A 19988-nucleotide genomic window follows, 5' to 3' on the forward strand; every position below is an offset into this window, starting at 1 on the left:
TCTCTCTTAAAAGAATGTAGCATAATTGTCATCTAAGTCTAAATAATATTAATTATCTTTGTGCACAGTTTCAATGAAACAAACAATTAGTATTAACTAATAAATTACATTATGTTGAAGAGAATGCGGTCTTTTTTAGTGGTCGTAATGTTACTGATTACTGCTACGATGAGTGCGCAAGTTACCACAGCAAGTATGAGTGGTAAAGTAACAGCACAAGATGAACCTATTATTGGAGCAACGATCGTTGCTATTCACGAGCCCTCCGGTACCCGCTATGGTACAGTGACCAATGTCAGTGGGCAATTCAATCTGCAAGGTATGCGTACAGGCGGTCCTTACAAAGTCGAAATCACCTATGTCGGCTATCAGTCAGCCATTTACAAGGGCATCCAGTTGTCATTAGGAGAAAACTACGTATTGAATGTTTCTTTGAAAGAAAGTTCAGAGTTGTTGGATGAAGTAGTAGTAACAGCACCAAAAACTATCGAAAAAATAGGTACTGTTACTAATGTAAGTGAACGTCAGATGAACACTTTACCTACTATTAACAGAAGTATAACAGATTTCACAAAGCTCTCTCCTTATGCAGGTGGAAGCAGTTCTTTTGCGGGGCGTGATGGACGTTATAACAATATAACGATTGATGGTGCTTCGTTTAATAATAGTTTCGGATTAAGTTCTAATAATTTACCTGGAGGAGATTCTCAACCCATATCTTTAGATGCAATCGATGAGATTACTGTAAATGTCTCTCCTTACGATGTTAAATATTCCAACTTCACAGGTGCTTCTATTAATGCTGTAACAAAAAGTGGAACAAACTCATTTTCGGGTACTGCATATACCTATCATAAACCAAGAGGATTTGCAGGGAGCTCTATTGACGGTGAGGATATTCTTAAAGCAAAAGAATACAACTCTCATTCATATGGTGTAACTTTTGGAGGTCCAATCATTAAGAATAAGCTTTTCTTCTTCTTGAATGCTGAAATTGAAAATAAGGAAACTCCGGGGGTAACTTGGCTTCCTAATCAAGATCAAAATGGAACAGGGGATAGCGGAAAACGTATCTCACGTACTTGGGTGGGTGATATGCGTACTATCAGTGACTTTGTTAAAACTAAATATGATTATGACCCCGGACAGTATGAGAACTTCAATAATTTCCAAAGTGATAATTGGAAGTTAATGGCTCGTATTGATTGGAATATACATCAGAACCATAAGTTGACAGTGCGTTTTAATTCTGTTTCCTCAGAAGATGACAGAGAAGTAAGCGCTAAGTCCACTATTATAACTAGTACTAATTCTAATCGTTATGGTTTGGATGCCTTTTCTTTTGGTAATTCAAACTATAAGATGAAAAACGTAGTAACATCGATAACAGGCGAGTTAAATAGTCGTTTCTCGAATAATGTTCAGAATAAACTGTTAGCCACATATACTCATATTAGTGATACACGCGAGCAGAAAGGCTCTGATTTTCCTTTTGTCGATATATATAAGGACGGAAAGCAATATATAACTTTAGGTACAGAAGTGTTTACTCCTAATAATCAGGTTATCAATAATGTATTTAGTCTTGTTGATAATGTGAGTATATCATTAGGAAAACATGAATTGCTTGCTGGCGTTTCTTTTGAGCGCCAATATTTTAAAAATTCTTATTTGAGAGGCCCTTACGGATATTATCGTTATGATTCAATGGATGATTTTATGCAGGGAAAAGTACCTACCATTTATGGTATTACATATGGGTATAATGGTAATGATGCTCCAGGTTCTGAGTTGACATTCGGAATGGCTGGTGTGTATGCCCAAGACGTATGGTCTCTTACTCCTAATTTTCGTTTGACTTATGGCTTACGTCTGGATATGCCAATATATATGAATTCATTGGATTCTAACAAGTCAATAGAGGAATTAGCTTTTGTAAATAATACTCATGTCGATATTTCTAAGTGGCCGAAGACGCAAGTCTTGTTTTCGCCAAGAGTCGGTTTTAATTGGGATGTAAAAGGTGATCGCTCCGTAATTGTATCAGGAGGTACAGGAATCTTTACTGGATTGTTACCTTTTGTATGGTTCACTAATCAACCAAGTAATTCGGGCTTATACCAAAATATGGTAGAGTATAATACACAAAAAAATCCGGGCTCTTTACCTGCTGACTTTGGTTTTAATCCTAATTATAGAGAAACTCTGCAGAAATATCCCAGTTTATTTCCTTCTACACCTTCAGAGCAAGCACCTGATGTTATAGCATATGTAGATCCTAAGTTTAAGATGCCGCAAGTTTGGCGTAGTAATTTGAATGTGGATATTCAACTGCCGTATGATTTTATGTTATCTGTTGGAGCAATGTATACAAGAGATATTTATAATGTTGCGCAGATCAATATGAATGAGGCTGAGCCTACGGGTGTGTATAATGAACAACCGGATCGTATTTATTGGGCTTCAAAAAAATACGAGTATAATGATTATACTAATGGTAAGAATGTAGTAGTAAAACTTTCTAATGGAGAAGATAAAGGATATCAATATTCTTTTAATGCTATTTTGACAAAGAAATACGATTTTGGTTTTACAGGGTCTATCGGCTATACTTATACAATGGCTAAAGATCTGACTGCAAATCCTGGGTCAGCACCTAATTCAGCATGGCAAAATAATGTGGCAGTAAATTCATTGAATGATCCTGGAGTATCTTATTCTTTATTTTCTACGCCCCATCGTATTATTGCTAATGCTTCTTATGAAATTAATTATGCTAAATGCTTAAAGACAACGTTCTCGTTATTTTATTCAGGATATCATACAGGACGTTATTCCTATACATATTATAATGATATGAATGGTGATGGCAATTATTCGGATTTAATATACGTGCCTAACTCTCAGGATGAAATGACCTTTGTTGATATTACAGATAAAAGTGGTGCTATTACTTATTCTGCTGTAGATCAAGCTAAAGATTTTTGGGATTTTGTGAACAATGATTCTTATCTTAAAGATCGTAAGGGAAAATATGTGGAACGTAATGGATCTTTAACACCTTGGATTAATCGCTTTGATTTTAAAATTGCTCAGGATTTTTATGCAACTTTAGGTGGGCGTAAATATGGAATACAGGTTAGCCTTGATATGCTGAATGTAGGAAATATGATTAATTCAAAATGGGGAGCATATCAATCTTGTGGTCTCAAGAGTTATGACAATGTACAGTTATTAAAAACTGCTAGCAAAGTTGGTGAACCCTTGACTTACCAGATAAATGCTAATTCACGTGAAGCTTTTAAAGAAAGATCATCATGGCAATATACCAATACCATTGGTAGTGCATGGTCTATGCAATTAGGAGTAAAAGTTACTTTCTAATACAAGTTTTAAAGTTAAAAAGAAGGATTTTATTTTAATGGGAAGCCAGTTAATTCATAATGAGTTAACTGGCTTTTTTGTAGCCTTTCTATATAGTGATATACAGCGTAAGGTTTATAACCTCATTCTCATCACCACCGGATTATGATCACTATACTCCAAATCCGGAGAGAAGTAATCTACCCCTTGAAACTCAGACGAATGGAGGATATAGTCGATTCTCAGCAGATGCTTGAAATATCGGAAAGTGTACATATACCCATGTCCGCAGGTCTGAAAACCATCATTCAGTTTTTCTCCTTTTACCGTTTGATATACATATGAAGAAGGGAGAGAGTTGAAGTCACCACATACCAGGGTGGGATAGGGAGAAGCGGAAATCAATTGATTGATATGTTCAGCTTGTGCGGCACGTTTCTTGAAGTTCTCGTGCAGACCATCGGCAAGGGTGAGAGCGGCACGTTCCGCACGGTCGGTATCATCCGCACGAAGTTCTTTTTCCAGTTTGCGCTTGTTGCGGCTGACTTCCGTAGTCTGCAGATGATTGTTGAACAGACGGATTGTTTGGTCGTTAATGTCGATATCACACCACAGGCTGCAGTTGTTGGAATTTGGGTAGGTGACGAGCTGCTTCTCCTTGATGGGATAACGGCTGAACACAGCCAGTTGCAAAAGACTCTCCCCGGCAGTAGAAGAAGGTACATAGTAATACGGCCATTCGGAAAGAACGGTGCGAAGACTGTCAATACCAAATTCATGATTGATCCCAAACTCTTGAAAACAGAAGATATCTACACCGAGCTCCTTCATGCAAGCAGCGATTTGCTTGCATGAGAAACCTGTGTGCTCGTGATTAAAGCTGTTAACGTTATAGGTGGCAATAGTCAGTGCTGATTCGGTGTCCCTTTCGTTTTTCTTCAGAAACGAAGATTCAGTATTCGGTTGGGAAGCCGAATCAAAAAGCGGGAACTGGAGGACACGGGTCAGATACCCCCAATTTCCCAGTATGGCGATTAAAGGAATGAAAACCCAGCATCGCCAGCGAACCATCCAATAGATGGCAGAGACGACATTAGCTAGCAAAAGTATCGGCAGAACCAATCCGATAAAGGGCATCAGCTTAAAGCCGTCCGGCGAAGCATCTCCGGCGAAGGCTCCGGCTAATGTGAAACCTGCCAGAATACTCGTCAGCAGGATAGACAGGTAGTAAAGTAATCTATATAAGGCTTTCATTTTATGGTAACCATTTATTAATCATATCCTTGAGCTTCGCTTGCGAGATCGGTTTGGCGATGAAGTCGCTGCATCCGGCATCCGTTGCAGCGATCTGATCCTGTTGATAAGCATAAGCACTTTGTGCGATAATGGGCACAGTAGGAGAGAGCTCACGAATGATCTTCGTAGCCTCCAGACCGTCGAGATTAGGCATTTTGATATCCATCAGAATAAGGTCCGGCTTCGCTTCATCGTATGAGGTAACGGCCTCCATACCGTCCCGTGCACGTATAAGCCTGTACTTTCTTCCAAGAATAGCTTTCAGCAAATCGAAGTTACTGTCCTCATCTTCCGCTATCAGAATAGTCCGCTGGCTTGGAGAGGCATTGGCGGAAATACTATCGGAACTATTATCGTCCGTATTTCCGGAAGTCTTTTCAGAATCCTCCTTGACAGACGTTTCTACTGACGTCTCCGTAGAAGCCATGTCAATCTTTATAGAACCCGTGCCGGTCGATTGTTCCGACTCGTAAGGCAGGGTGAACGTGAAAGTCGTCCCTTGACCTACCACCGAAGAAACGGAGATTTCACCTCCCAATCGTTCGACAATTGTTTTACAGATAGACAGTCCGAGTCCCGTCCCCTGCGCATAGTTGTTCAACTTGGCGAAACGTTCGAACACACGTCCTATCTTCTCCGGTTCGATGCCCGTACCGGTATCAGTCACGTGGAAAACGATCTGATTGCCCACCAGTTTATATCCGTAACTGATGCTGCCTGCCTTCGTGAATTTGAATGCGTTACCTATCAGATTCGAGAACACCTGGAACACCCGGTTCTTGTCAGTCTCTATCACCAGTCCGTTTTCGGATGGCTCATAGATCAGTTGTACCCCTTGCGGCGTGCGGAATACGTGGGCGTCATGCACCTCTTTACACAGGCTATGGATATTTACCGGTGCGCTGGTGAACTCGATAATGCCCGATTCGATCTTCGAAAGATCAAGAATTTCGTTGATCAGTTGCAGCAGACGTTCGTTGTTGGCTTCGACGATCTCATAAAATGTTTTACGTTCTTCCTTATTTTCACTTTCGGCTATCAGATGTGAGAAGCCGACGATGGCATTCAGAGGTGTGCGTATTTCATGACTCATGTTGGCGAGGAAAGCAGACTTCAGTTTGTCCGACATTTCGGCTTTCTCTTTGGATGTCTGAAGTTCCCGTTTGATTTTTTCCAGCTCCGTGATGTCCCATTCGATGCTGACGATGATGGGGGAGGAAAGTTCGTCTCCGTCCACCCGTATTTTCCGTTTGTCGAGGATGATCTCGTTTCCGTTTTTGTCTTTCCCTTCGGTTGTCCAGTGCAGTCCCTGTCCGGTGGTGGCAACTAGTGTATCTTCCTCCCTTTTCTTTTCTGCCACTTCGGGAGGATAGTAGTCGAAGTCATTCTTGCCGATAGATTCGCCGATGCACAGATTCCGGTTGTACGATTCCCGGTTGCGGTAGATATATCGGAAATCGTTGTTGATCTCCTTGACGACAATTCCGGCGGGGAGGTTGTCGATGGTAGTATCCATGATCAGATTGAGCCGTTTGATTTGCGCTTCGTAGTGCAGTCGTTCGGATATGTCGTGGGAGAATGACCAGTAACTTTCTTCACCGGAGTCATTGGTGACGTTGTACATGATTCCCTCGTAAGCCAATATATTCTTGCTGACCTTCGAAGGATGATGGGCGACGAAACTTCTGCTTCCTCCGTGCAGGATATCCTTGCAGCGTTCATGCCAGTCTTTCTGCGTGTTCATATCGCCGGCGATTTCATAGATTTTCAGTTTGCCGATCTCCTCACTTTCCGGGATGCCGTGGTTGTGGAGGAACTGGCGGTTGGCGAAGATCAGCGTACCGTCCTCTTTGGCGGCGAAGATGCTCTCCTTTGCGTTGTTGATGGCGTGCGTCAGCGTGTTGATGTCGTTTCTGCGACGCTGTATGTCGGTGATGTTCTGGATGTAACCTTCGATGTTGCAGCTGCCGTTCGGTAGTTCGTCTCGCAGATAAGCCTGAAGGCGCATATAGTAAATCTCTCCGGCGACACGGACCCGATAGCTGATACTTTCTTCGTTGAGTCCTTCCTCATTTTTCCGGCACCAGTTGGTGAAACTCATGCGGTCTTCTTCGACGATAAATTCCTGATATTTCTCCAGAGAGATGCTTCTGGAAGATTCCTCGCACAATACTCCGGTGTAGCCCATGTAATAGAAGACATTGTCGCGGGTGTTGTACATCCACTGTCCGATCTGAGCCACTTTCTGTATCTCCCTCAGATTTCGGTTCACCTGTTCCAGCTGGCGTTTCACGTTGCTTCGCTGGGTGATGTCCCGATATTGGCAGAGCACCATGTCATCGTAAGGATACATGATACACTTGAAATAATAGGTATTATCCTCCAGTTCCAGCTTGTAGTTCTTGCTGATGCTTCGCTGTTCCCGAAGCACGGTCTGGAAGGTGCTGTAAACCTTCTCACGGGTGTGCTCGGGCATCCGTTCGAATATATTTTTTCCTAAGAGCCTCTCTTCTTGTAAAAACCATAAATTGCTATGAATATCAATATCAATGCAAATGCCATTTCTATCGACTAATAGCATGGTGTCGGCGGTCAACTTCAGTATTCTCTGCGCATTATCTGCCTCATGTAATGTTCTGTTCATGCTTGTCCGATTAGATTTATAAGATTCTGTTTCATGCAAAGATACAAAAAGATTTGATTCTCTGTTCTTATTTTTCGGCACGTTTTGCTTTTTCCCAGGCACCGCTTCCTTTTTTTCTTTTCAGATAGCCGATTCCTTTGAGCACATTCACGTTCATGAATAAGAAATAATAGGGAATAAACAGTACTTTATTCTTTATTTGTCTGGTAGAGAGGTAATATCCCCAGTATCCCATTCCGTAGAAAAGAATCTGTAACCCCAGCAGGGTGCCATAAAACAGGGGAGATTCGCCCAATAGCAAAACGACTATATTCAGTGGCAACAGCGCAAACAGCAGGAATGGAGTGACAGACCAGCGCAATACCCGGTGCGACGTGTACTGAAAACTCAGGATTCCGTAACGGAAAGGATTCAGCAACGGGAGCAGACGCCAGATCGACTGTAATCCTCCGGCAGCGATGCGCACTTTTCGTTTTTCCTCTTCACCCATATCTGCCGATCCGCTTTCGATGGCGTAGGCATTGGTGCAGTAGGCGATGGTGTATCCTTTCATGGCGATGCGGAGAGAGAGGATGAAGTCGTCGAGCAGCGTATCCGGTTCCATCGGTTCGAAGAGTTCGCGGCGGACGGCAAACAGTTCTCCGGCAGCGCCTACAGCCGAGTAGAGGCGGAAGTCGAGCGCTTTCAGTGTCGATTCGTATTTCCAGTAGATGCCTTCGCCTCCGGCGGCTGCTCCGTTTTTCGTCTGTACGGCTATGCGTTTTTCTCCTGCCACGCAGCCTACTTTCGGGTTTTGAAAAGCCAGTACGATTTCACGGATTGCCTCGCTGTTGACCATCGTGTTGGCGTCCGTAAAGACGACAAGCGGGGTCCGGACGAGTGTCATTCCTCGTGTCATGGCGGCTGTCTTTCCCTGCCGTTTCGGCTGGAAGTAGACGGTTACTTTTCCGTTCCAGTGGGTTTGGAGACGGTCGTTTGTGCCGTCATCGCTTCCGTCCGTCACCCAGACGATGCGGAGTTTGTCCGCAGGGTAGTCCAGGGCGAGGCTGTTCTCCATCTTTTCGTCCACCACGTCTTCTTCGTTGAAGGCGGTGATGAAGAGGGTTACTTCCGGCAGATCACTGTCCGGTGGCAGCACCCGTTTCACGGGTTTCACGAAAAGCTCTTTCAGCTTGACGAGGGCGTAGAGGACGATGCCGTAGCCCAGATAGGTGTAGAACACCATGAACAGGGCGAACCAGAAGATGATTTCGAGGATGAGAGTTTCGTTCATAGCTGTATTCTCGTTTAATAGATGTTTGTTGATTTACTTATTGAAGTCGTTTTTTCAGTGCCTCTTTTTTAGCCGATTCTTTCAGCATGTTTACAAAGTAGAGGGCGTCTGCTTTGTTGGAAGCATCGGAAGGATTGGCCTCGTATCGTTTTACGAAATTCTCGGCGTGTTCAAACAGGTATTTCCGACAGTCGATATTGAGCATGATACCGTCTTTGTAGTCAGCATAAGATAGTCCGGTCAATGCATCATTTCCTTCGATAGAAACAATGTCATACATGCTAATTCCCGGCAAATTGATAGTGGTAGAAGGATAGTAGAAGAACTTTTCTCCCGGTAAATTTACTGTTAATTTGAAAGAACTTGCGTCTATTTGTGCTATACTAATATGGCTGTTTAAACGATAATAGTTATATTCATAATATTCTTCCTGGCTTGGAAACCATAACGAATCATCCCCATCTTTACCATAATTACTATTTAACCATAATAAAAAGTCGATCCAATTGTTGTCCGTACCATGAACACCTATGCAGATTGCTTTACGTTCTTCTTTGGGTAATTTTAGCAGGTCAGTAATCTGTTGTTTAAAATATGCTGGTGAATCGTTAAACTCCCGTTCTATCAGAGATTTTTGTAAAGTTTCAGACACTTGATACGGATATAGGGTAATTGCTCCTGCTTGTGCGGTCATCGTTTGAATTTCCGGACATTGAAGAGCAGCAGTTACGTATGTTTTATTTCCATTGGGTTCAGCAAGAAATTTACATCCCCTTCCTGTGAGTTTCTCTACAATAATGTTTTGGGCAATATCAAAATGTTCCAATATTTGTATTGGATCATTAGCATCTTTTGTCATTACATCATGGAGGGCAATGCCTGTTCCATAGTTCAACATCTCTCGTATGTTATCCCATATAAGTCCGGATTTCATATAAAAACGATAATAGTTTGCAGTAAACCCCGGCAGTACGTTTGTTTCAGCATCCATCCATTTTTCTTCAGGGGCAAGAGTGGTAGTAATAGCAAACCGAACTTCATTTCCTGCTCCGTCTGTACATCCCAAAGATTGGTTGGCGGAAATAATAGTAGGGGGAAGATCCCCTTTTTGCAAATGTTTGATGTCAAAATATAATTGATGTTTCATATTCTGATCAGTGGGAGTTGGAGTAGGATAAGGTATTGAACTTGAGATCGGTTTACCGTTTATTGCAGCCCATGTACGGCAAAAAGCAGCCTGCATGCAGTCGTCTTGTGTTAGCATCAACATCCATGTCTTATTGTATTTTAAATGAGGGATTTCGACATTAATATCTTTGGTCTGTATTTCTTTTTTTGTGTGAATAATGATTTCTGCTGTAACGTTTGTTGTTTCTTTGTCGAAAGGATACGTATAGATGGGAGTAGAATCTGTATCTTTTTCGTTATTGTCTTGGCCTGTATTTCTATTCTCATCATATAGATTCATTTTTCTTACACAGGAAGTATAGGTGAAAAGACAAGCTGTTACTAAGATGATATTTACTATATATTTTGCCATATCCATAATGATTTTGATGAGACCTTATTTGATGAGATTAGAGTCTTTATCTTTGTATGCCGTCTTTTTGATAAAGAGTCCGGTGATTTCTTTCAGTGCTTTGATTACCCGTATCCATATATTATCAATCAGTGATCCTTCAGAATTTAGGGTTCCATTACTTGTAAGCACTCGTGCTTTGCGACTTGTAATAAATACGATTTTTCCATACGGTTTCATAGCTAATGCTAACGAACCGTCTTCTCCGCGGATAATATCTGTACGAAATCCAAACCGACGTCCTATTTCCGTATTAAAACTGAAAGCCATACCTCGCACACAGAGTTCAGGACGCTGGATGGCTTGTAAGCGGAGGTATATATCGCGCAGGCCTTCGTAGCACCATAGTCCGAATCGGGAATGTCTTTCGTCAACCATAAAACTCCATAAACTGAATGTACATGCAACCTTCGGATTCATTAGATATTTTACATGCGTTTCAATGTAATGCGGTGGATATAAAGTATCTGCATCAATACAAATATGATATTTTCCTTTTGCATGGTCCAATCCGCATTGGCGGGCGTATCCCGGACCTTTCTTCGTTTCGTTATAATAGGTAACTCCCAATGATTTTAATACTTCTTCCGTTTTATCCGTTGAATTGTTGTTAACGGCTATTATTTCAATGGGGAAATGGCAATGATTCTCGGAGAGTGACCAGATACAACTTATCAGATGACGTTCCTCATTGTGTGCAATGAGTACAACCGATACCAGTGGAGAATCGTTTTGACGTTCTTTGAGTTGTCTTTTGACTTTGCGGATACTATCGTCAGAAATCTCATCAAAAGATTTCCCGTATACTTCCAGATAAGTTTTATACCACTTTACCATATGTTGTTCTGTTATTTAGAAGAATAAGTTAATGATTCGAATAAGTTTTTCCATTGTGGCATCACATTTTCCGGCAGAAAGCGTTTTACGTTTTCCCTGGCTTTGTGTCCCATCTTGATGCGTACATTTTCATTCTCAATCAGATAGCAGATTTTGTCTGCAAGTTCCTTGATATTTTCTTTCTCCACTAGTAGACCGTCTTCATGGTCTTTTATAATATCCGAAGGACCATGCGGACAGTCAAATGAGACACAGGGTATACCACATGACATTGCTTCTGCCAAAACGAGTCCAAAACCTTCGTATCGGCTTGATAAGACAAATATCGAACTCATACAGTATTTTTCGGCTATATTCGATACAGTGTGATGAAGCAGACAATTATTATTTAGTTGTAGTTCATCTATTAGTTTGGTGAACTTCTCTTTCAGGTCGCCTTCTCCATAAATATGTAGTTTCCAGTCCGGATGTCTTTGGGCGACAATGCTCCAGGCGGGGATTAGCATATCAAATCCTTTTTGGGGCGCATATCGCCCTACAGCAATAGCATTATGTGACAGAATATCTGTTTGTTTTCCTTCTACAGGAGTAGAAATAGGATTAGGGATGATGCTGATATTAGTCAGTTCCGGCCAGTCTTTAGCTCCTTCACTTGTAAGTATAATCACTCTGGACAGTTTAGACAGGTTTTTGACAAATCTGTTTGCCCATCTTTTCTTTATCATGTTGACAATCGGGCTTTTACGTTTCAGTGCTTCTGCGCCATAGGCGTAGCGGCTGACGTGAAACTCTCCGATTTTCAGGCTACCGTCTTTCAATTTAGTGATAAAGTTCAGTTCCCGGCGCATGGTTGAGATAGTAATGTCCGGTTTCAGTTCGTTCAATAGATTCGATAGTCGTTGTTTAAACCGATAGTAGCGGAACGGATACTTCAGCACTTTACTTACTATGGATTGAGAGTAGGGCAGGTCGAAAGATACTCCTAAGTCGATATGCTTTACTTTGGGGGATAATGGAAAGTGTGGTGCTTTACCCATTTGTTCGGATGTAATGATGGTGATGTCGTATCCTTCAAAATGTTCTGCAAAATAATTGGCTTTGAATGTAACTATCCGTTCTATTCCGCCAGGTGCCTGTAGTGAGGGCAGGTAATAGGCTATCTTCATGATTTAATAGATTTTAGCAATGATTTGTTTCCGATAAAATTCTCCGGCGTCGGACACTTGTTTTCCGTTGGCGGCTTCGTTTACATATTTTCGTTCCAGCTTTACTTTCCGTTTGGCTCCCATTCGCCACCATTCATATTCTACGTCCACGTGCCCTGCGTCAATTGCCTGATAACCGGACTTGAATAAATCGTAAGCCAGTACAGTAGCCGTAGGTCCTAAAGCAATCAGGAAGAGAGCGGTTTTCTCGAGTTTTTGCGCTTCATTCAGTATTTCTTCGTAGCGGTCAAATGCGTCACGGGGCGGACAAAGAATACGTCTGATGCTTTTTACATTGTCAAAGAGGTCGTTGCCTACCCCCAAACGGCTTTTTTCGCCTTCAATGAATACGACATCCCTGTCTTTCCAGATAGCTTTCATCTGGTGAAACCACCGTGGGCAGTCTTCTTTGGAAGCGAAGTCCATGTAGGGACGGGTGATGAATGTATTGTAGTATAGCCTGTCGGGCAACAGCAAGCGGTCCCACCAACTGCCATACAGAAAGAAGTGAGTTCTCCAGAATCGGCGTGCTTTGCGGTTATAGCGATAAATGTTTTCGAAAGTATCGGAGATACAAACCAAATGTCCTTCTTCATGGCTTGTCAATACTTCCTTGAGACGCTGAGCCAAGAGTACATTTCCTTTTTGGAATCCTATTTCCTTGTCCGGGTTGGTAAGCAGCATCTCACCATCGCCGAAACGGCTCACGGAACATTGGTCTTCTACGATTATCCGAATGGTCTCATCAATGGAAGCTACCTGCGGAGTTATTTTCTGATGGCATCTGAGAGCCATGTACCAGAAATTGTACCATTCTACAGTAATGCCATAACGCAATTTATAGCGGATAGCATTGATCAGTGGCTGTATATTCATAGTGATATAGTTTTATTCAAAGGTTTCATTAATAACAATTTGCATCTGGGCTTTCCATGAAAGTGATTGCTCTATAGACATCCGTATTTGGAGCGGCGTTGTTTTCAATGATTGATAAAAGCGAATTACTTTTTCGATGTCAAGGGGCGAATCGTCCGGTGCTGCCTTAAGTATGTATGGTTGATGCTCAAAGTCATCATCCGTTTCTGAATAAACAAAAGGAATGCCTCTTGCTGCATATTCACGGTTTTTTAAGGTCTTAATTTTGTCAATACCGCTACGATGGCGAGCCAGACTGCCTATTCCCATGTCCGACTGCTCGAACACGGCATCCAGTTCTTTGCCGTATAAGGCACTATGAAAGATGATATATTTCTCTAACTGATGTTTGGCTACATCTTTTTTATAGCTGTCCACCAGTTCGGGAACCCCGAAGCCTACGATATTGAGATATACTTTATAATCATGAGTGTCGGTATGTGTACGATAGTAATTTGCCATGCCGGCTATAACTCTGTCGAAACCATGCCATGGGTGCATTGTCGCTACGGCAATCAGTTGTAGAGAATGTGCGGTATCATTCTTTGGACCTCTTAAAGGGATTTCGCTGAAATCAATTCCATTTGAGATGCGGATGGTGGGGCGATTCCAAATAATGTCATAGTCCGAAAAAGTGACGATCTTGTCAACATAGCGTGCCAGATGCTGTCGGAAACATTTGTCTATAAATAGGATTCGTTGGTATACGAATGGGAGTCCCTTATATTCTTGGTCGTATGGATATGTCGGGATTTCCATCACTATACGTGCTCCGGTCTTTTTTAGTAGTTTCATCAGCCGTATGCTGAAAGGGCTGGCATTATGGACATAGCGTACATAGATAAAGTCTATGTTTTCTTTCTGTACATAATGTACGATACTGTCAAATTCGATTCTTTTTAGGATTTTTCCTTTGATCCCGAAACCATAGTCGGCAATTATCGATTCATCTACCATACGGCGTTTATGGTTGTCCGTATCGTCTAGCCAACACGTATGCATTTCTAGTCCGCATTCTTTGAGGGCTTTTACTTGATAACGTATCTTTTTACTGATTCCGTTGAATGCTTCGAAACCATGGAATATGAGGAATAATCCTTTCATTGTTTGTTCTTTTGTACCAACTTTCTATTTTCTTACAAGAGTCTTCACTTTGCCTGTGATATCATAGGTGTGTGTTACTTGCATATATGTTCCAAAGATAATAAAACTTACGAAACTTTTTGCAATAAGTGTTACGAAAATATTCATATTTTCCATCATATAATATATAGGCGTGAGGAATGCCGTTATTAGTAGGCTGACAAGGAGTGGAGAAAGAAGTTGTCTGATAAATATCCATGCGTTTCTTTGAAAAGTAACTCGATACATCATCCAATAGCATTGTACGAAATTGATAGTAAAAGTTATCACGATACATATTGCTACAGCTGTCAGTGTGCCGAAATAGAATATCCCTGCCAGCATTCCGGTCACATTAAGTATGGACGAAAAGAGTCCGCAGACAAAAAGGCTCCTTGTATCACCTGCTGCCTGAAAAATAGAGCCTGAAGAGGAGAGTATGATCTGAATACCGACCGAAAGTGACAGTATCCGGAATACAGGAACCGAAGGCAGCCATTGATCACCAAAAATAATCAATGTCACTTCTTCTGCCGTAAAGAAAAGCAGTACGCTGAGTGGCAGACCGATGAATGACAGAAAACGGACAATGCGTTCGTAGGATGTTGCCAGCTTTTCCTTGTCATTCTGGAAATCGCTGAAGATGGGGTGCATTACCGGTGTGATGACTTGCGTAATATTCTGCAGAGGGAGCATCATCAAGCGGTAGGACTTTTCATAGTATCCTAGTGCTGACAAGCTCATATATTTACCAATCAGCAGTTTATCCAGATTGCGGCTGAAGTAGTTAATCACGTTAAACAAGAATTGATAGGCCGAATAGGAGAATATCTTTCGGAGTACTTTCAGTCCTAACGTGAAACGCAGCCGTTGCGGATAGCGTTGATAGGAAATAACGAATATCAGTATGCTGGAAAGTATAGGATTGATGATCAGCGCATATAAACCGGCTCCGCAAAGCGCGGCAGTTATTGCTCCGGCACCTCCGGCTATCTGGATGATAAAGCTTCGGATAGCAATGAACTTGAACTCTTTGTTGCGGTAGAACAAGGCTCCCGGCACGATGTTGGCAGAGGCGAAGAACAGGTTGACGGACAGGAGCTGGCACAACGTCCGTAAGATCCCACTTTCGTAGTAATCGGCGATCAGCCAGGAAGCGGCAAAAAAGAGTATGCTGATTCCGATGCCTGTCCATACGGTGAATGAGAAGATGTCCGATAGTTCTTCTTTAGTCAATGATTTATGTTGTACGATAGCAGGCGATATTCCCATATCCGTAAAGAGATTGAAAAATGCAATAATGACCGTAGCGATTGCCACTACTCCGAAGTCATCCGGAGAGAGCAACCGCGCAAGAATCCCTGCCACGACGAGTGATATAATGATTCCGCTGTATTTGGCTAGTGCCGTGTAGAAAACTCCGGAAAATAACTGATGTTTAATATTGTTTGCCATTGCCTGAATGATTCTTTTCTGGTCTACTTATGAATGATGGATTTTGAATAACAAGACTCCGATGCTTCTTATAGATATGAGTTTTTTGTATCTAAACAGACACCGCCACGCCAGCCGAAGCCGGTACGGGTAAGAGAGCACATGAGCTTGCCAAATGACAGCATTCAGCATTTGCGACAGATATAAATCAATAGTATTCCTGATTTTGTATTCAGAGGTTTGATGCTTGAATTTGACTATCTCTTGAGCAACAGTGAGATATCCTTTTAAATTTTTGAGTGAAAAATCGCATGTCATAATTGAATTTTTACGTATGCGCCGGTGAAAGAACGATCGTTGGATACAGCTTGTTCTTCGGGTTTGCAGATAAAGTAAGGTCGTGAATAGCTGATCTTCGTGTACAATATCCGGATAAAAGAGGAGCTGCCGTTCTTCCAGAAAAGCTGTGCGGATAACGTTCAGGCAGGCGGATGGGGTGTACGTTTTGTGCTGCAATTGTATGTTGATAGCTTCGGGACCTGTATAAACCTTGTCTTCTAACTTATCGGTACGTTGATAATTTAGTACGGGAGCATTGCGAATATTCTCTTCAAAAAAGCTCTGAGCATCAAAGAAAACGAAATCCAGTTCTTTTTCTTCGCATTTGTTATAGCATAACTCCATTGCATCCTTTTCCAACAGATCATCACTATCCATGAAATAGATGTATCTTCCGTGGGCATGCGTGATGCCTGCATTGCGTGCCATTGACAATCCTTGGTTGGTTTGCGAATACACCTGTATCCGACTGTCTGCCGCAGCCAGTTCTTCTACAACTTGCAGACTGTTATCCGTGGAGCCGTCATTGATGATGATGATTTCCAATTCCCGCAGTGTCTGATTCATAATGCTTTCTACTGCCTCCCGAACATATTTTTCGGTGTTATAGACAGGTATGACAACACTGACTTTTATTTTTTTATTTTCCATAAATTCTGTGTATGGCTACTCTATTGTTGTTTGTTTTTGAGATCGTTTAAAGAGAGAGATTGGCTAGGTTTCTGTAAAGCTCCGCATATTCTTTTCCTATTTTTCCGCTGTTCATGTTTTCGATGGCATATGCATAGTTGTCTTCCCCCTTCCTTCGGGCGGACAGTTGGCGGGCTGCCTCCAGTGCTCGTATGATATCAAATTGGTTGTCGGGGTGGAAGACGGGGTTGCCCGTATCTTGGAGGATTTCTCCTATATTCCCGATATTGGGACCTATGACCACTTTGTGAAAAAGGAAGGCGAGAGGTATACTGGCAGAGTTCAGAATATCTTTTCGTTGGATGAATATTACATCCGAAGCGGCCATGTAGTAAGGCAGGTCGCAGTTGTCTATAGGTTCGTCGCTGGCTCCGGCGTGCATTCTGCGCAGGCGGTTGAGCAAGGGTATAAGCAGGTAATATCCTGCCCGGGATGTCCAGCGCTTGAAGAAGTTGCTGCCATACCTGTTGAATCTCGAAAACGGGTACAGCCGTGGAGCAAGCAGGAACTTCTTTGCTTCATCCCATTTTCGGAACGCTCCGGTCACCATCCGCCTCTCTTCACGATTCCGGAACTTTCCGAACGACGTGACGATAAACGCCTCCTGCGGCAGATTAAGATACTGGCGCGCACGTTCCACGCTGATGTCCTCCTTGTATGTGTACTGATAAATAGGATGAGGAATGATGACATTCCGGCTGTCCGTGTGTTTGGCTGCAAATTCGTCGAGACTGTAACGTCCCATGTGCACCACCACATCGCTTTGTTCTTCGATAATGTCATAAGCACGGCCGATCACCTCGTTCGCATCATGCGGACGGACATTGTGGCGCGTATACACGAACCGGGCCCCACGGGACCGGAAAAAAGCGATACACTCCTTCAGGCGGCAAATCCTGTCCGGATCGTCACAATTCCCTTCCATCACCTCTTCGGGCCATTGGAAGTGGATGATGTCGTAAGGTGTATCCGAGTTCCAGAACTCATTCGTGGAACATCGTACGTCAATCCCCGTCGTCCTGATAGCATCGCATAAAATGGGGACAAAAAGATTGTCCGTATCTCCATTCTCTCTGAAAACGATTAATGCTTTTATCGGTGGATTGCCTATTTCATTGTCGTTCATGCTTGATTCTTTGTTTTTGGTGGGCTTTTGCCACATACAAAGGTAATAAAAGATATGATACTTTTCATCTTTTTTGCTTTTTTTCGGTGTTGTGCCTTTATTCCTTGTGCGTCCGTTTTATCTCTCTGTTACTCTATTAGTTGTCAAGCGTGTTCATATCTATGAGAAACAGGCTCCTGTCGAAGGGGATATGCCGCTTATGGAGGTACTTCTGATAGTGGTAGCATATCGTTATGAAACTTTGTACGCTGCATTTGGTCACTTCGTTTTCGTACCGGCTCAGGGTGGAAATACTGAGATTGGTCACATCTGCCGCCTCTTCAAGGTTCAGATTACATAGGTGGCGCAAATGGATGATTCGTTCTATTTGTGCATGACAGTTCGCTTCAATACGCAGCCGGTCGTAAATTTCTTCCTTGGTCGCTCTTTCGTATCCTTTCATAATTTTTTCTTTTTACTAATTATGCCGCAAAGTTCATAGAAAAATGTCAAACATCGTTTGCAGTTCTGCAAGTAGTTTTTCAAAAAAGTATTCGGACCTTTGCAGAACGAATTCGGGACATCCTGAATCACAGTCAATTAATTGTAAGATATGAAGAAAGATCAGTATTTTAATTTAGAGGTAAATTTTTTGAGTAATGACAATATTGTCAGAATGATGATGGAACTTGACGCTGCGCAATCGCTCGGAATCTATATGATGCTTCTTACGCATTTGCGTAAAGCGGACAATTATGAAGCATCCTGTTGTCCGCTTTGTATGGGGGCTTTCGCGCGGATGTATGACTTGGATGCCGATGTGTTGCAAAGGGTTCTCCGTGAGTTCGACCTTTTTGTGCTTGATGAAGAACGGCAAATGTTCCGTTCGCCTTATCTGGACAGGGTGATGGCAAAGCTCGAAGAAAGGCGGATGATTAATGTGGCAAACGGCAAAAAAGGAGGTCGTCCGAAACGCATGGGAAGCACACCGGAAACACCGATGGATAAAGGCGAAAAACCGAATCAAAACCAGAAGAGTAGAGAAGAGGAGAGAAGAGTTACTACTGTTGTCAAAGACAACAACAGTAGTAACGAAGAAAAGACAGAGAAAGAGCACTCTGCCGCCGCCGCTTCTCACGGACTTCAGATTGTTCCTCCACCGGAGGATAGGGGACAGTTGCCCCTACAGCCGGTTCTTCCGTGGGAGATGCTGGTGGATCAGATGGCCGAATCGGAAAGTTACATGGAGTCGATGGCTATGCACTCCTGTATGGGCAAACTTTTCGTGGAACGGCAGGAGGAGGTGATCGCTGCTTTTAAAGAGCATATCCGACGCTTTGGCAGGGAAGATGGCTTGCTGTTTTTGAGGGATGTGAAACTGTATTTCGGCAATTACCTCTCTCCGGGCGGACGTCCGGCTCAGGAGCTGAAGAAAAGGCTGCTCGGCAGTTGCCGGCAAGCAGCTGAGGAAGAACTGTATCGCTTTGAACAACTCATTGGCGGGCAACGGACGTATCTTGGGCATCCGATTCCGAAGGATGCGCCTCCAAGACCGGACAGGTCTGCCGTGTGGGATGAAGTGCATTGGAAGTGGGGAAATTAGCTCCGGATTTCTCCGACATCCGGCTACGTGAGCGTTGCCTTTCAGCTCGGTGCTCGTTCATGCTTGGCTCGGTGCTCGTTTATGCTCGGCTCGCTGCTTATCAGTGTTCAGCTCGCTGCCCATCGGTGTTTAGCTCGGTACCCATTGATGCTTAGCTTTCCGCCTGCATTGGGAACTGATAGAAAAATTATTAACTGAAGTTTCGCAAGTTCTTTATAATATTGACAAACAATAGTATCTCAATTGGGGTTGACTAAAAAGTCGGTTCTACCTTAATTCTCCTCCTTCCTGAAGGAGGGGAATTAAGATAGTTTTGATAACGCAAAGGTAACCTGCGAAACTTGAATTATTAATACAACTTAAAATCTCCTTTTCGAAAGGGAGGAATAGAAATACAGAAATATGAGAAATTTTGCTAATTATCATGTCGATGTCCGCAGACACACCAGCGGTGTCGTTAAAACCATTTGCGAGCAATGCCTCCCGACGAGGCACAACAAGCGTGACCGTTCGCTGCGGGTCAATATCGACACGGGGCATTGCCATTGCTACCATTGCGGAGCCGACTTCTACGTCCCCGACG

General features: G+C 42.8%; 14 protein-coding genes and 1 pseudogene. 3 read left to right on the forward strand and 12 right to left on the reverse strand.

All coding sequences use genetic code 11. From position 1 onward, the window contains the following. Positions 1-111: 111 nt before the first annotated feature. Positions 112-3384, forward strand: a complete 3273-nt coding sequence (locus DW640_RS18495; protein ID WP_008765900.1) for a TonB-dependent receptor domain-containing protein — start codon at positions 112-114, stop codon at positions 3382-3384. 114 nt (positions 3385-3498) lie between these two features. Here DW640_RS18495 and DW640_RS18500 read toward each other — a convergent pair whose 3' ends face one another. The 12 genes from DW640_RS18500 to DW640_RS18555 all read right to left on the reverse strand — a co-directional run bounded on the left by DW640_RS18500 (position 3499) and on the right by DW640_RS18555 (position 18265). Then, positions 3499-4617: an endonuclease/exonuclease/phosphatase family protein gene (locus DW640_RS18500; protein WP_117578807.1), complete on the reverse strand. Its 1119-nt coding sequence runs from the start codon at positions 4615-4617 to the stop codon at positions 3499-3501. Position 4618: 1 nt separating this feature from the next. Continuing rightward, on the reverse strand, positions 4619-7303 hold the full coding sequence (locus DW640_RS18505) for an ATP-binding protein (RefSeq protein ID WP_117578811.1): 2685 nt from the start codon (positions 7301-7303) through the stop codon (positions 4619-4621). 67 nt (positions 7304-7370) lie between these two features. Then, positions 7371-8576, reverse strand: a complete 1206-nt coding sequence (locus DW640_RS18510; protein WP_117578808.1) for a glycosyltransferase family 2 protein — start codon at positions 8574-8576, stop codon at positions 7371-7373. Between the two features lie 37 nt (positions 8577-8613). Continuing rightward, positions 8614-10116, reverse strand: a complete 1503-nt coding sequence (locus DW640_RS18515; RefSeq protein ID WP_117578812.1) for a hypothetical protein — start codon at positions 10114-10116, stop codon at positions 8614-8616. 24 nt (positions 10117-10140) lie between these two features. Beyond that, positions 10141-10992 carry a glycosyltransferase family A protein gene (locus DW640_RS18520; RefSeq protein WP_008763457.1) on the reverse strand — a complete coding sequence of 284 codons (852 nt, stop codon included), beginning with the start codon at positions 10990-10992 and terminating at the stop codon, positions 10141-10143. Positions 10993-11003: 11 nt separating this feature from the next. Beyond that, positions 11004-12158 carry a glycosyltransferase family 4 protein gene (locus tag DW640_RS18525; RefSeq protein WP_008765894.1) on the reverse strand — a complete coding sequence of 385 codons (1155 nt, stop codon included), beginning with the start codon at positions 12156-12158 and terminating at the stop codon, positions 11004-11006. A 3-nt stretch (positions 12159-12161) separates the two neighbouring features. Continuing rightward, positions 12162-13073: an SP_1767 family glycosyltransferase gene (locus DW640_RS18530; protein ID WP_008763460.1), complete on the reverse strand. Its 912-nt coding sequence runs from the start codon at positions 13071-13073 to the stop codon at positions 12162-12164. A gap of 12 nt (positions 13074-13085) precedes the next feature. Next, positions 13086-14216: a glycosyltransferase family 4 protein gene (locus DW640_RS18535; RefSeq protein WP_008765892.1), complete on the reverse strand. Its 1131-nt coding sequence runs from the start codon at positions 14214-14216 to the stop codon at positions 13086-13088. Between the two features lie 24 nt (positions 14217-14240). Then, complete coding sequence (locus DW640_RS18540; RefSeq protein WP_072067054.1) at positions 14241-15689, reverse strand: lipopolysaccharide biosynthesis protein; 1449 nt, start codon at positions 15687-15689, stop codon at positions 14241-14243. Between the two features lie 27 nt (positions 15690-15716). Continuing rightward, a complete protein-coding gene (locus DW640_RS18545; RefSeq protein ID WP_008763463.1) occupies positions 15717-16658 on the reverse strand; it encodes a glycosyltransferase in 942 nt (313 codons plus the stop codon). Between the two features lie 46 nt (positions 16659-16704). Then, positions 16705-17823 carry a hypothetical protein gene (locus tag DW640_RS18550; protein ID WP_022471086.1) on the reverse strand — a complete coding sequence of 373 codons (1119 nt, stop codon included), beginning with the start codon at positions 17821-17823 and terminating at the stop codon, positions 16705-16707. 136 nt (positions 17824-17959) lie between these two features. Beyond that, positions 17960-18265, reverse strand: coding sequence for a helix-turn-helix domain-containing protein (locus DW640_RS18555; RefSeq protein WP_016267747.1), 306 nt, complete (start codon positions 18263-18265; stop codon positions 17960-17962). 150 nt (positions 18266-18415) lie between these two features. Between DW640_RS18555 and DW640_RS18560 the strand changes: the two genes are divergently transcribed. Together DW640_RS18560 and DW640_RS24445 are read left to right on the forward strand one after the other, a co-directional pair. Next, the gene (locus DW640_RS18560; protein WP_022471087.1) at positions 18416-19405 is read left to right on the forward strand and encodes a DUF4373 domain-containing protein; all 990 of its coding nucleotides are present in this window, start codon (positions 18416-18418) and stop codon (positions 19403-19405) included. A 402-nt stretch (positions 19406-19807) separates the two neighbouring features. Further along, a pseudogene (locus DW640_RS24445) lies at positions 19808-19988 on the forward strand (DNA primase); the annotation flags it as partial.

The organism is Bacteroides sp. AM23-12, from assembly GCF_003434395.1.
Taxonomy (GTDB): domain Bacteria; phylum Bacteroidota; class Bacteroidia; order Bacteroidales; family Bacteroidaceae; genus Bacteroides; species Bacteroides thetaiotaomicron.

Bases quoted from the DNA above. Each gene is read 5' to 3' on its own strand.
- DW640_RS18505 (WP_117578811.1), bottom strand. From the start codon at position 7,303: ATGAACAGAACATTACATGAGGCAGATAATGCGCAGAGAATACTGAAG.
- DW640_RS18540 (WP_072067054.1), bottom strand. From the start codon at position 15,689: ATGGCAAACAATATTAAACATCAGTTATTTTCCGGAGTTTTCTACACG.
- DW640_RS18555 (WP_016267747.1), bottom strand. From the start codon at position 18,265: ATGAAAGGATACGAAAGAGCGACCAAGGAAGAAATTTACGACCGGCTG.
- DW640_RS18510 (WP_117578808.1), bottom strand. From the start codon at position 8,576: ATGAACGAAACTCTCATCCTCGAAATCATCTTCTGGTTCGCCCTGTTC.
- DW640_RS18560 (WP_022471087.1), top strand. From the start codon at position 18,416: ATGAAGAAAGATCAGTATTTTAATTTAGAGGTAAATTTTTTGAGTAAT.
- DW640_RS18515 (WP_117578812.1), bottom strand. From the start codon at position 10,116: ATGGCAAAATATATAGTAAATATCATCTTAGTAACAGCTTGTCTTTTC.
- DW640_RS18545 (WP_008763463.1), bottom strand. From the start codon at position 16,658: ATGGAAAATAAAAAAATAAAAGTCAGTGTTGTCATACCTGTCTATAAC.
- DW640_RS18550 (WP_022471086.1), bottom strand. From the start codon at position 17,823: ATGAACGACAATGAAATAGGCAATCCACCGATAAAAGCATTAATCGTT.
- DW640_RS18530 (WP_008763460.1), bottom strand. From the start codon at position 13,073: ATGAATATACAGCCACTGATCAATGCTATCCGCTATAAATTGCGTTAT.
- DW640_RS18495 (WP_008765900.1), top strand. From the start codon at position 112: ATGTTGAAGAGAATGCGGTCTTTTTTAGTGGTCGTAATGTTACTGATT.
- DW640_RS18535 (WP_008765892.1), bottom strand. From the start codon at position 14,216: ATGAAAGGATTATTCCTCATATTCCATGGTTTCGAAGCATTCAACGGA.
- DW640_RS18500 (WP_117578807.1), bottom strand. From the start codon at position 4,617: ATGAAAGCCTTATATAGATTACTTTACTACCTGTCTATCCTGCTGACG.
- DW640_RS18525 (WP_008765894.1), bottom strand. From the start codon at position 12,158: ATGAAGATAGCCTATTACCTGCCCTCACTACAGGCACCTGGCGGAATA.
- DW640_RS18520 (WP_008763457.1), bottom strand. From the start codon at position 10,992: ATGGTAAAGTGGTATAAAACTTATCTGGAAGTATACGGGAAATCTTTT.